The following is a 12,798-nucleotide window of genomic DNA, read 5'->3' as shown; positions in this document are numbered from 1 at the left end:
AGTATTGGTGGCGACCAAGATTTAGCAGGTGGAAATGCGAAAAAAGCCAACCGATTTAAACCAGTTGTAATTTATTTAGGACCATTCAAATTGGAAAAAGGGCAAACCAAATCGCATACGATTACTTTACCAAATTACGTTGGTTCGGTACGAACAATGGTTGTTGCTGGAGATGCTAAAACAAGTGCTTACGGAAGTGTAGAAAAAACTTCTTTTGTGAGAAAACCTGTTATGGTTTTAGCTTCGGTACCAAGAAAAATTTCTCCAAACGAAAGAATAATGTTGCCTGTAACTGTTTTCGCAATGGAAAGCCAAGTGAAAAACGTTAATGTGCAATTAAAAACAAATAACGGAGTACGAATTATTGGAAACGCAACTCAAAATGTAAGTTTCAGTTCACCAGATGAAAAAGTAGTCTACTTTAATTTAGAAGTTGGAAGCGCAACAGGAATTGGAAAAATAGAAGTCGTTGCGACATCAGGAAAAGAAAAATCGACCTATGCTGTGGAAGTTGATATTAAGAATCCGAATCCAGTTACGAATGATTATGTAGACATGGTAATTCCGGTAAACGGTTCCAAAACAATCAATTGGAAAACATTTGGAGTAGCAGGAAGTAATAAAGCAAGATTAGAAGTTTCGTCTTTCCCAACCATCAATTTCAATGGACGATTGAGTTATTTGATTCAGTATCCGCATGGTTGTGTGGAGCAAACGACTTCGGCAGTATTTCCACAATTGTATTTGGCGGATATTATGGATATTGATGCCAATAAAAAAGCGGAAATTCAACGAAATATTAATGCTGGAATTCAAAAATTAGGCAATTTCCAACTATCAAATGGTGGATTAAGTTATTGGCAAGGGAATAATTATGTGGATGATTGGGCAACTTCTTATGCAGGACATTTCTTAATTGAAGCAGAGAAAAAAGGTTATGTTTTACCAATCGGATTTAAAAATAAATGGATTTCGTTCCAACAATCCGAAGCTAAAAAATGGCGATTCAATGCACAATATCGCAATGACTTTGCTCAAGCATATCGTTTATATACCTTAGCATTAGCAGGCTCGGCCGATATGGGTTCAATGAACAGACTTAGAGAAACTACTGGAATCTCAAACGAATCGAAATTGCGATTAGCAGCTGCTTATGCTTTAGCTGGTCAAAAGAAAGCCGCATTATTCAGAAGAACGAAATAGAGCGATGGTTTTAGAAACGTACATTTTGGTAGATAACAAAACGAAAGCGTATGAAATGGCAAACAAATTAGCCAAAGATTTATCGTCTAATCGTTATATGAGTACGCAAACTACCGCTTTTGGATTGTATGCGATGTCAAAATTCGCTCTTAAAAATGGTGGAAAAGGTGTGAATATGACATATTCTATAGCTGGAAAATCGGAAACTATTAGCTCTAAAAAAGCATTTGTAGATAGAAATTTAGTAGCGAAATATGGTTCTAATTCGGTGACGATTCAAAATAAAAATAACGGAACGCTTTATGTTCGTGTATTAAATAGTGGAATTTTACCTGTTGGACAAGAAAAAGAAATTCAGAAAAACTTCTCAACGTCGGTAGTTTATAAAGATAGAAAAGGAACTGTTCTGAATTTAAGTTCTGTAAAACAAGGAACGGAAATCGTAGCTCAAGTAACTATTAGAAATCAATCGGATGAAACATTAGAAAATGTAGCACTTTCACAAATTGTTCCTTCTGGATTTGAAATCATGAACTCACGTTATACCGATTTTGGAAGTTACGCCGAAAACAAAGCCGATTACATTGATATTCGCGATGATAGAACACAATTCTATTTCGGAATCAGAGCTGGTGAAACCAAAACGTTTACGATGCTATTGAATGCCACTTATTTAGGAAAATATTATTTCCCTGGAGTGCAATGTGAAGCGATGTACGACAATAATTATTTGGCAAGAACCAAAGGACAATGGGTGCAAATAGTGAAAGAGTAAGTTGGTTTACTCGATTAAAAACTAAAATCAGAAATAATAAAATTAAAACTGCCATAAGCTTACTGCTTGTGGTAGTTTACTATTTTTCACTCCCAAGACAACTTTTCGAGAACAACTATTCCACTGTAATTGAAAGTCAAGATGGACAACTTTTAGGAGCTAAAATCGCTTCTGATGGACAATGGCGTTTTCCAGAAAGTGATAGTGTTCCTCATAAATTTCAGAAATGTATTGTTGCTTTTGAAGACCAACATTTTTATAAGCATTTTGGGTTTAACCCAATTTCCATGTATCATGCTTTTAAACAAAATCAAAAAGCAAATCGAGTCGTTCGTGGCGGAAGTACGCTAACTCAACAAGTAATTCGTTTGCACCGAAAAGGAAAATCGCGTTCCTATTTTGAAAAAGGAATTGAAATGATTCTCGCAACGCGTTTAGAATTTCGCCATTCGAAAGATAAGATTTTGGAATTGTATTGTGCGCATGCGCCTTTTGGAAGCAATGTTGTAGGTTTAGAAATGGCATCTTGGAAATATTTTGGATTGCAACCGCATCAATTATCATGGGCTGAAGCAGCTACTTTAGCAGTTTTACCCAATGCGCCAAGTTTAATTTATCCTGGAAAAAATCAAGAACGATTATTAGCAAAACGCAACAGATTGCTAAAAAAATTGTACACCGATAAAGTCATTGACAAAGCAACTTACGAATTATCATTGCAAGAAAGTTTACCTCAAAAACCTTTTGACGTACCTCAAATTGCGCCTCATTTGGTTCAAAAAGTAGCAAAAGAACATCCGGGAGAAAAAATAAAAACCACCATTCAATTGGATTTGCAAGAGCGTACTAACGAAATTGTGAAGCAATATTATAATTACTATAAACAAAATCAGGTGTATAATATTTCGGTTTTGGTGGTGGATGTCAAAACTCGAAATGTAATCACGTATGTTGGAAACAGTCCAACCGACAAAGAACATCAAAAAGACGTTGATATTATTGAAGCGCCACGAAGTACTGGAAGTATTTTAAAACCGTATTTGTATGCTGCCATGTTGAATGACGGCTATATTTTACCACAAACTTTGGTTCCCGATGTTCCTACCCAGATTTCAGGATATTCACCTCAGAATTTTAATTTAACTTATGATGGTGCTGTTCCTGCGAGTAGAGCTTTGGCGCGTTCGTTGAACATTCCATCGGTTTTGATGTTGCAAGATTATTCAGTGAATCAGTTTTATGAAAAATTACAGCAATTGAAATTGCGAAATGTGAATCGTCAACCTTCAAATTATGGTTTATCATTGATTTTAGGTGGTGCGGAATCGAATTTATGGGATTTGTGTAAAGCGTATGCATACATGTCATCTACGCTAACCTATTTCAATCGAAACGATGCTAAATATCGTAAGAATGAAATGCTAAATTTGAATTATGATGCTAATTTTCAACCTGATTTTGGTACTAGTTCGCGTCAGAAAAACATTTTTGGTGCAGGCGCTATTTGGCAAACCTTTAATGCTATGAAAGAAGTGAACCGACCAGAAGGTGATGAGGCTTGGAAATTCTACGATTCTTCATTAGAAATCGCATGGAAAACAGGAACAAGTTTTGGAAGTAGAGATGCTTGGGCAATTGGTGTTACCAAAGATTACGTTGTGGGAATTTGGGTTGGAAATGCAACTGGAGAAGGAAGACCATTGTTAACCGGAGTTGATAGTGCGGCTCCTATTCTGTTTGATGTATTCAGATTATTGCCAAAATCGAAATGGTTTGAAATGCCGTATAACGATTTAGACCCTGTTGAAGTTTGTGAGCTTTCAGGTTATTTAGCACAAGAACATTGCCCGAAAACAAAACAATGGATTCCAAAAACAGCAAAGAAAACAGACAATTGTCCATATCATAAAATCATTCATTTAGATAAAAATCAGCAATTTAGAGTCAATAGTAATTGCGAAAGCGTTGATGAAATGGTAGCCCAATCTTGGTTTGTTTTGCCTCCGGTTATGGAATGGTATTATAAAAGTAAAAATGTAAACTATCAAAATTTACCACCTTATAGAAGCGATTGTGTTGATGCTTTACAAGATAAACGTATGGATTTTATCTATCCAAAAGCGAATACTAAAATCATACTTACTAAAGATTTTGAAAGCAAACTACAACCTGCCATTATCAAAGTAGCACATTCTAATTCCGATGCAGAGTTATTTTGGTATTTAGACGATAAATATGTAGGGAACACAAAAACCTTCCATGAGAAACCTATTTTTGCTACAACAGGATTTCATGTTATTACTGTAGTAGATGAATTTGGTAATGAAATAAGGCGAAAAGTACAATTTGAAAGTGAATAAAAACAAAAAAACCGCTAATCTTTCGAAAGGCGGTTTTTTATTTTACAGGATACATCCCATATTATTTTACTATAATTTCATTTCCTTCTTTATCGAAGAAATGATATTCTAGATACGTGTAAGCGTCACGAGGTATAATTTTCACCCATTTCTTATGTTCGAAAAACCATTTCGAACGTAAGGATGGAAAACCTTTAGTAAGGTATGCTGCCACAAATGGATGTACGTTAAGCACAACTTTTTTATGGTCTTTTATAATGCGTTCAAGGTCAGACGCTATTTTGTCGATAATTAAAATTGGAGCTTCAATTTCCCCATTTTCATTGTTAGGGTCTTCTTCTCTTGTTTTAATATTAACTTCTGGTCTAACTCTTTGTCTAGTAATTTGAATTAATCCAAACTTACTAGGAGGCAAGATTTTATGCTTGGCCTTATCGTCACTCATTTCTTCTCTTAAGAAATCGTACAATACTTTGCGGTTTTCTGGATTTTGCATATCAATGAAATCCACTACAATAATTCCGCCCATGTCTCTAAGTCGTAACTGACGTGCAATTTCGGCTGCAGCAATCATGTTTACTTCTAGAGCAGTATCTTCTTGGCTAGTTGCTTTTGCTGAACGATTTCCACTATTCACATCAATAACGTGTAAAGCTTCTGTATGTTCAATAATCAAATAAGCACCTTTGCTCATGGAAACTGTTTTTCCAAAAGACGTTTTTATTTGTCGCTCAATATTATATTTTTCAAAAAGAGGCAGTTCTTTAGACTGATAGTGTTTTACGATTGACACTTTATCCGGAGCTATCTCTTGCAAATACTCCTTCGTTTCAAGATACAAATCTTCATCATCAACATGAATCCCTGTGAAGGTATCATTAAATACATCTCGTAAGATAGAAGACGCTTTGTTAAGTTCTCCTAATACTTTTGATGGATGATGAGCCGTTTGTAATCTTCTACACATTGCAGACCAGCGGTCCATAAGTGTTTGTAGATCTTTGTCTAGTTCGGCTACTTTTTTGCCTTCGGCTACTGTTCTCACAATAACACCGAATCCTTTTGGTTTAATGGATTGAACCAATCGTTTTAATCGGTCTTTTTCTTCTCTCGATTCTATTTTTTGCGAAACAGAAACTCGGTCTGAAAAAGGAACTAAAACCACATATCTTCCGGCTAACGAAATCTCAGAACTAATTCTAGGACCTTTAGTCGAAATAGGTTCTTTCACTACCTGAACTAAAACTGATTGATTGGCGCTTAGAATATCAGCTATAGCACCGTCTTTATCAATTTCAGCTTCAAAAGGAAAATTTTTGAGTGAATAATCTTTTAATTTACCTGCGCTTACAAGTTTAATGAATTTCATTAAAGAAGGAAGATTAGGACCTAAATCATGATAATGCAAAAAAGCATCTTTTTCATGACCTAAATTCACAAAAGCGGCATTTAAACCAGCAACAGGTTTACGGATTTTGGCAATAAAAATATCACCAACCGCAAAATTGCTTTGCTTTTCTTCTTCTTTGTGTAATTCTATTAGTTTTCCATCTTTTAATAAGGCAAAATCTACAGCGTCTGAACCAGATCTAATAATTAACTCTTTGTTCATGCAGTACATTTTTATCCATTCGCCAAGGCGAACAGATGGATTAAACATTTTTTACAGGCAGTTGTACCTGGGAATCAATTTAAAATCGATTCATTTCAATGAACTTTTTTCTAAAAAAGAAAAAGTAGTTTTAAACTACTTTTTCTTTTTATGACGGTTTGCTCTCGCTCTTTTCTTACGTTTGTGAGTTGCTACCTTATGTCTTTTTCTTTTTTTACCACTTGGCATAACATGTTGGTGTTTAGATTAATAAATAGTTTTTATACTGTAACTTCTGTTTTTTCTTTAACGCTTTCTACAAACACTTTAGCAGGCTTGAATGCTGGAATGTTGTGTGCAGGAATTTTAATTGTAGTATTTTTAGAAATGTTTCTTCCTGTTTTTTCAGCTCTTGTTTTAATAATAAAACTTCCAAAACCTCTTAAATAAACATTGTCACCAGTTTCTAACGAGTTTTTCACTTCTTCCATAAAAGTCTCAACTGTTGCTTGAACATCTCCTTTTTCAAGTCCTAATTTCTCTGAAATTTTCGCTACGATATCTGCTTTCGTCATTTTCTTTCGTATTTATATTTTGTGTATTTTTTTGAGTTTGCAAATATAAGAATTAAAAAAACAATAAATCAATCATAATTGATTAAATTTTAATTACTAAAGATTTATTTTTGTTGTCCCAATATAAAAACATGGAATTTTCTAACTCTTTAATTCATTGGTATTTACAAAATAAGCGCGACTTACCTTGGCGAAACACAACCAATCCGTACTACATTTGGCTCTCAGAAATTATGCTACAACAAACAAGAGTAGCGCAAGGTTTACCTTATTTTCTGTCTTTTACCGAAGCTTTTCCAACCGTTTTTGACTTGGCTAATGCAGACGAAGAACAAGTGCTAAAATTATGGCAAGGATTAGGTTATTATTCCAGAGCCAGAAACTTGCACGCTACCGCAAAACACATTGCTTTTGAATTAAATGGCAAATTCCCATCTAACTATAAAGAGTTGCTAAAATTAAAAGGCGTTGGCGAATATACTGCAGCTGCGATTGCTTCTTTTTCATTTAACGAACCAGTTGCGGTGTTAGATGGTAATGTTTTCAGAGTTTTGAGTCGTTATTTTAATATTGAAAGTGATATTTCTTTACCGAAAACTAAAACAGAATTCCAACAATTGGCTCAAGAGGCATTAGACAAAAAGAATCCTGCCCTATTTAACCAAGCGATTATGGAGTTTGGTGCGTTGCAATGTGTTCCAAAAAATCCAAATTGTGAAGCTTGTGTCTTAAATTCGAGTTGTACTGGACTTCAATATAAAAAAGTAAACCAACTTCCGGTTAAAACCAAAAAGACGAAAGTCACGCCTCGTTACTTAAATTATTTAATTTTAAAAGATTCCGATTCTAACTTTATCGTTCAAAAACGTGAAGGAAAAGGAATTTGGGAAAATTTATACGAATTTCCAGTTTTTGAAACCGAGTTACAATTATCGGAAAATGAAATTATAAGTAAAGTTTCTAAAATGGAATTCTTCAATTTACAACCGATTGAAGTTATTTCGCTTCACAATGATGTCAAGCTTCATAAACTATCGCACCAACATTTAAATATTCGCTTTTTTGAGGTGCAATTCGACTCTAAATTACCTGATTCAAAACCAATTACAGAAGTTGAAAAACTACCTTTTCCAATAGTAATTCACAATTTTATCGTTGCAAATTATTGTAATTCACTTTAAATTACTATTTTTGATTAACCCTAATAAATATATAAGCCATGAACGGAACATTAAACAAGGTTATTTTAATAGGTCATTTAGGTGACGAAGTAAAAATGCACTACTTTGAAGGTGGTAATTGTATAGGACGTTTTCCTTTAGCGACAAACGAAGTTTACATCAACAAAACAACCGGAGAAAAAATTACTTCTACAGAATGGCACAACATTGTTGTTCGAAACAAAGCAGCTGAAATCTGCGAAAAATACCTTTCTAAAGGTGATAAAATCTACATTGAAGGACGAATTAAATCGCGTCAATGGCAAGCAGAAGATGGTGCTACAAAATACACTACTGAAATTCAGGTAACCGAATTTACATTCTTGACTACCAAAAAAGATACTGATTTAAGTAAATCTTCTTTACCAACAGGTAGTGCGCCTGATGATTATAATGTTTAACTAAATTGATTTAATTTGGATCCTGATCCGGCCAGTTTTCTTAATTCTATAGACTTTGAATTCCTTTTTGGAATACTAGCAATTGCAATATTGCTTGCTTGTTCTGCTTTTATTTCAGGCTCAGAAGTAGCGCTTTTTTCTTTATCTCAAAAAGATATTGACGATATTTCAAATAAAGATTATAACAGCGGAACGCTTATTTCAAGATTATTAGAAAAACCTAAAAAATTGTTAGCAACCATTTTAGTAGCTAATAATTTTGTAAATATTGCCATCGTAATTATTTTCTCTTCTTTTAGCGGACGTTTATTCAACGGGATTGAATCCTCTGTTTTGCGCTTTATTATGGAAGTTGTGGTAGTAACGTTTTTTATCCTCCTTTTTGGAGAAGTTTTACCAAAAATATACGCCAATCGAAACAATATGGAGTTTGCCAAAAAAGTAGCAATCCCAATCTCTATTTTAAATAATATTTTATCTCCAATAAGCGTTCCAATGCGAAACGGAATTCTTTTTATCGAGAAAAAATTAAATGTACAAAAAGGAAATTTTTCGGTTGATCAACTTTCACAAGCTTTAGAACTAACATCACAAAACGACACAACTGATGGTGAACAGAAGATTTTAGAAGGCATCGTAACTTTCGGAAATACCGAAGTACGTCAAGTAATGAGCCCAAGAATTGATGTTTTTGCTTTGAATATTGAAGAGACTTTCTCCCAAGTAATGCCTAAAATTGTAGAAAAAGGATATTCTCGAATTCCAGTTTACAAGGAAAATATCGATCAAATTGAAGGGATTCTGTTTATTAAAGATTTGATTCCACATATTGATAGCGAAGATTTCAATTGGACTGAATTGTTGCGTCAGCCTTTCTTTGTTCCTGAAAATAAAAAACTAGACGATTTATTGAAAGATTTTCAAGGCATGAAAAGCCACTTAGCAGTTGTGGTGGATGAATATGGCGGAACTTCTGGAATTATTTCGTTAGAAGATGTTTTGGAAGAAATTGTAGGCGATATCAGTGATGAATTTGATGATGAAGATTTGATTTATTCTCAAATTGATGATAAAAATTTCCTTTTTGAAGGCAAAATCAGCTTGAAAGATTTTTATCGAATTATTGAAGTGGACGAAAATGAATTTGAAAGTAAAAAAGGTGAAGCCGAGACTTTAGCTGGATTTTTACTTGAGATTTCTGGAAATTTTCCAAAGAAAAGACAGAAAATAACATTCCATAATCTTATTTTTACCATCGAAAATGTTGATAAGAGAAGAATAAAACAAATAAAAGTTACGTTATTGTAATTATGATACAAAATATAGTAAAATTAAGCTGTTTGGGATTATTTTTAAGTTTGATTTCTTGTGGAGATGAAACCTTGCCAAAACCAAAAGGACATTTAAGTTTAGAATATCCAAAAGCCAAATATTCTAAATTAGATTCAGATTGTAGCTTTACTTTTGAGAAAAATGATTTGGCTAACATAAAAGATAAGTCATGTGCTTTCGAGATTAATTATCCAAAGATGAAAGCTACCATTTATCTAACACATAAATCAGTTAATAATGACATCGATAAATTATTGCGTGATGCACAAACGCTAACTTACAATCACGTAGTAAAAGCAGATGATATTGTGGAACAACCTTTTATTAATGACAAGAAAAAAGTTTACGGAATGTTTTATGAAGTAGGTGGAAATGCAGCAACAAACGCTCAGTTTTACGTTACCGATAGTACAAAAAACTTCATAGTAGGAAGCGTATATTTTTATGCTAAACCTAATTTCGATTCTATTTTACCAGCTGCACAATATCTAAAAGAAGATATGCGAAGAATTTTGGAAACTTTGGAATGGAAACAATAAAAAAAACGCCCTGATTATCTCAGGGCGTTTTTTTATTACATTTTTTTCGATTCCGTTACTTTGTAAGAATCACCACCTGCAACACCTTCAATGGTTTTAGTTAGAGATTCTAACGATTGTTTTTCAGCGTCGAATTTTACAGTTGCAATTTTAGTTTCAAAATCTACTACCGCTTGCCCAACACCTTCTTGTCCAGCTAATTTATTTTCGATTGTTTTAGCACAACCCATAGCGCACGTCATTCCGTCGATAGTAAAACTTGCGGTTTGCATTTTAGCTAAATCTGCTTCAGAAACGATTTCTTTTTTCGTTTCTTCAACTGCAACTTCTTTGTTTTCTTGTTTACAACTTGCTAATGAAAGTGTCATTAAAAGCGCAAAACCAATATTTTTTAAATTTTTCATACTAACAAATGTTAAATTAAAAGTCTCTAAATAAAGACTATGCAAAATTACAAAATTTCATAGTGCTATTTTAAAAATAAAGCCTGAATTTTGACGAACAAAATAGCGCTATGGAAAACAATTCGACAAAATGGTATTTATTAGGCTTTTTAGGCTGCGTTTGGGGAAGCTCCTTCATCTTAATGCAATTGGGTTTAAAAGGTGTAAACTCGGTGCAATTAGGAAGTTTGCGAATTCTTTTTGCAGCTATGTTTTTGATTGTTGTTGGATTTAAACAAATCCCTCAAATTCCACTACACAAATGGAAATATATTGCATTAACTGCCTTGTGTGGTACTTTTATTCCTGCTTTTTTGTTTGCTTTTGCGCTTTCAAAAATTGATGGCTCTATCAGTTCGATTTTAAATTCATTAACTCCATTGAATACACTATTGGCTGGATTACTTTTTTTTGGAATGAGTGTACAACGTAGTCAAGTTTTTGGAGTAATCATAGGTTTTATTGGTTGTGCTTTACTTGTTTTGTTTGGAGATGGAGAAAACACTACAGAAAACTATTACTACGCAATCTTAATTGTAATTGCCTCGATTTTTTACGGAATCAATGTCAACTTAATTAAAAAATACTTATCTGATTTAAAACCATTAACTATTAGTACGGGAAATTTTTTAATCATGTTTTTCCCAGCTTTAATTGTTCTTTACTTTACAGGTTTTTTTGATATTATTCATGAAACTAAAGTGCAAACTTCTTTAGGTTTTATTGCCATTTTAGGAATAGTTGGAACTGGATTTTCAAATATTTTATTCTTTAAGTTAATCCAATTGTCATCACCTGTTTTTGCTTCTTCGGTAACTTATATTATTCCGGTGGTTGCTTTCATTTTAGGCAATTTATTTATGAATGAAACACTTTCGTTAGTCCAATTAATTGGCGCATTGATTGTTTTAGTTGGGGTTTATTTTTCGAGTAAAAAATAAAAGCGCCCAATTTCTTGAGCGCTTTCTGAATTTCATGTTTTGTTTATTATTTGAAATCAGCATCTGTTACACCTTCGTTAATTTTAACTTCAGTAGTAATTAATTCGATTTCGATACCAACATTCATGATGGTTTTGTATGGGAATTTCAATCCTTTTACGTCTTTGTAATCTTGATAGTAAGTAGTCTGAGTCATTTTTTGACCACCTTGCTCTAATTCTTTAGATTCTGCAACTTTAAATCCAGTTTTTACGTCGTAGTAGTAAGTAGATTTTCCGTTTTTAACAACATAAGCATCAGCACCATTAATATTTTCGATACCTGTTAAAGTAACGTCTTTATCTGTTAACAACGCTAACTCTTTGAAAGTTGTAGCTTCCGCTTGCATATCTTTCAAATCTTGATCTTTAAAATCTTTTCTTTGACCTTGTTGAACAGCATACGCTTCTTTTTCATTTACAACTTGCTTCATCATAGTCATTCCCATAGCTTTCATTTCAACACCCATTTTCTTTGGAGCTGTTTTAACTACTAATTCTAAAGGAGTTCCTTGAACTGTTCCAGATGACATTACCGCTAATGTTTTTACATTTTTAACAGCTTTTTCTCCGCCAATTGCATTGATATAGTTATTTAAAACGGTTTGAGCTGTTACTCCTGCAGGAACTGGCTTTTTAACCTCTGGTTTTTCTGTTGGATTACCATATTTATCAAAGTAGAAAATTGGTAATTTTTCTTTTTTGCTCATCGCTTCTAAACCAGGTAAAACATCACCCGCTTTTCCTACGATAACCACTCTAGTTTTATCTGATAAGAAATATTTATTAGCTGCATTTTTAATATCTTCTGCAGTAACTGCGTTGATATTTTTAATGTAGTTTTCATAGAAATCTTCAGATAAACCTTGAGTTTCTTTAAACAACGCATAGCTTGCAATAGTTGAAGGTTTTTCAATTTGCATTACGAAGTTACCTACGTATTTTGCTTTAGCATTTCTTAAATCTTCTTCAGAAACTAAATCTGTTTTGATTCTTTTTAATTCATTAAAAAATTCAACAACAGCACTATCTGTTACTGTATTTCTAACAGAAGCACTTGAACGGAATTTATTGATATATTTTCCAGCTCCAATTGAAGAGTACGCTCCATAAGTCCAACCGTGTTTTTCGCGTAAGTTTAAGAATAATCTTCCTTCACCACCACCACCTAAAATTTGGTTAGCTAATAAAACTGAAAAATATTCTTTATCTGTCATTTTTAAGTTTGACAAGTTTACTAAAGCAATTTCAGATTGAACAGCGTTTGGTGTATCAATAAAGTTGATTTGACTGTACTGAACGTCTTTTGGTTCAGAATAAGATAACTGAGGAGCCGTAGCTTTTCTCCATTTACCAAAAAGTTTTTCTACTTCTTTTTTA

10 protein-coding genes and 1 pseudogene are annotated in these 12,798 nt (G+C 33.3%); 7 read left to right on the top strand and 4 right to left on the bottom strand.

The window, feature by feature from the left end:
• A pseudogene (locus L6Q46_RS08875) lies at positions 1 to 1,978 on the top strand (alpha-2-macroglobulin family protein); the annotation flags it as partial.
• Positions 1,954 to 4,338 carry a penicillin-binding protein 1C gene (gene pbpC / locus L6Q46_RS08870; RefSeq protein ID WP_291284002.1) on the top strand — a complete coding sequence of 795 codons (2,385 nt, stop codon included), beginning with the start codon at positions 1,954 to 1,956 and terminating at the stop codon, positions 4,336 to 4,338. The pseudogene L6Q46_RS08875 and the gene pbpC, both read left to right, overlap by 25 nt.
• 61 nt (positions 4,339 to 4,399) lie before the next feature.
• On the opposite strand, the gene L6Q46_RS08865 is transcribed toward pbpC, so the two are convergent.
• Positions 4,400 to 5,950: a ribonuclease E/G gene (locus L6Q46_RS08865; RefSeq protein WP_291284003.1), complete on the bottom strand. Its 1,551-nt coding sequence runs from the start codon at positions 5,948 to 5,950 to the stop codon at positions 4,400 to 4,402.
• Between the two features lie 260 nt (positions 5,951 to 6,210).
• Entirely contained in the window at positions 6,211 to 6,504 is a 294-nt protein-coding gene (locus tag L6Q46_RS08860) for an HU family DNA-binding protein (protein ID WP_008254909.1), read from the bottom strand.
• A gap of 131 nt (positions 6,505 to 6,635) precedes the next feature.
• Here L6Q46_RS08860 and mutY point away from each other — a divergent pair, with 131 nt between their 5' ends.
• Genes mutY through gldD form a run of 4 tightly spaced genes read left to right on the top strand, consistent with a single transcriptional unit; the run spans position 6,636 to position 9,996 of the window.
• Positions 6,636 to 7,685, top strand: coding sequence for an A/G-specific adenine glycosylase (gene mutY, locus L6Q46_RS08855; protein WP_291284001.1), 1,050 nt, complete (start codon positions 6,636 to 6,638; stop codon positions 7,683 to 7,685).
• 38 nt (positions 7,686 to 7,723) lie between these two features.
• Positions 7,724 to 8,125 carry a single-stranded DNA-binding protein gene (gene ssb / locus L6Q46_RS08850; RefSeq protein WP_194094139.1) on the top strand — a complete coding sequence of 134 codons (402 nt, stop codon included), beginning with the start codon at positions 7,724 to 7,726 and terminating at the stop codon, positions 8,123 to 8,125.
• A gap of 15 nt (positions 8,126 to 8,140) precedes the next feature.
• Positions 8,141 to 9,433 (top strand): gliding motility-associated protein GldE, encoded by a 1,293-nt coding sequence (locus tag L6Q46_RS08845; protein WP_291284000.1) that lies wholly within the window; start codon positions 8,141 to 8,143, stop codon positions 9,431 to 9,433.
• A 2-nt stretch (positions 9,434 to 9,435) separates the two neighbouring features.
• Positions 9,436 to 9,996, top strand: coding sequence for a gliding motility lipoprotein GldD (gene gldD, locus L6Q46_RS08840; protein ID WP_291283999.1), 561 nt, complete (start codon positions 9,436 to 9,438; stop codon positions 9,994 to 9,996).
• 35 nt (positions 9,997 to 10,031) lie between these two features.
• Here the strand turns inward: gldD and L6Q46_RS08835 are convergent, their stop codons facing one another.
• Positions 10,032 to 10,400 (bottom strand): heavy metal-associated domain-containing protein, encoded by a 369-nt coding sequence (locus L6Q46_RS08835; protein WP_291283998.1) that lies wholly within the window; start codon positions 10,398 to 10,400, stop codon positions 10,032 to 10,034.
• Positions 10,401 to 10,510: 110 nt separating this feature from the next.
• On the opposite strand from L6Q46_RS08835, the gene L6Q46_RS08830 reads away from it, so the two are divergent.
• On the top strand, positions 10,511 to 11,380 hold the full coding sequence (locus tag L6Q46_RS08830; RefSeq protein ID WP_291283997.1) for an EamA family transporter: 870 nt from the start codon (positions 10,511 to 10,513) through the stop codon (positions 11,378 to 11,380).
• 46 nt (positions 11,381 to 11,426) lie between these two features.
• Here the strand turns inward: L6Q46_RS08830 and L6Q46_RS08825 are convergent.
• A partial coding sequence (locus L6Q46_RS08825; RefSeq protein ID WP_291283996.1) for an insulinase family protein occupies positions 11,427 to 12,798 on the bottom strand: 1,372 nt, incomplete at its 5' end.

Origin of the sequence: Flavobacterium sp. (genome assembly GCF_023151265.1) — a bacterium.
Classification (GTDB): domain Bacteria; phylum Bacteroidota; class Bacteroidia; order Flavobacteriales; family Flavobacteriaceae; genus Flavobacterium.
The sequence above is the reverse complement of the archived record's forward strand: the minus strand, read 5'-3'. Positions and strand labels throughout refer to the sequence as shown.

Coding starts and splice junctions, on each gene's coding strand:
- pbpC (WP_291284002.1), top strand. CDS start 1,954: ATGGGTGCAAATAGTGAAAGAGTAAGTTGGTTTACTCGATTAAAAACT.
- L6Q46_RS08865 (WP_291284003.1), bottom strand. CDS start 5,950: ATGAACAAAGAGTTAATTATTAGATCTGGTTCAGACGCTGTAGATTTT.
- L6Q46_RS08860 (WP_008254909.1), bottom strand. CDS start 6,504: ATGACGAAAGCAGATATCGTAGCGAAAATTTCAGAGAAATTAGGACTT.
- mutY (WP_291284001.1), top strand. CDS start 6,636: ATGGAATTTTCTAACTCTTTAATTCATTGGTATTTACAAAATAAGCGC.
- ssb (WP_194094139.1), top strand. CDS start 7,724: ATGAACGGAACATTAAACAAGGTTATTTTAATAGGTCATTTAGGTGAC.
- gldD (WP_291283999.1), top strand. CDS start 9,436: ATGATACAAAATATAGTAAAATTAAGCTGTTTGGGATTATTTTTAAGT.
- L6Q46_RS08835 (WP_291283998.1), bottom strand. CDS start 10,400: ATGAAAAATTTAAAAAATATTGGTTTTGCGCTTTTAATGACACTTTCA.
- L6Q46_RS08830 (WP_291283997.1), top strand. CDS start 10,511: ATGGAAAACAATTCGACAAAATGGTATTTATTAGGCTTTTTAGGCTGC.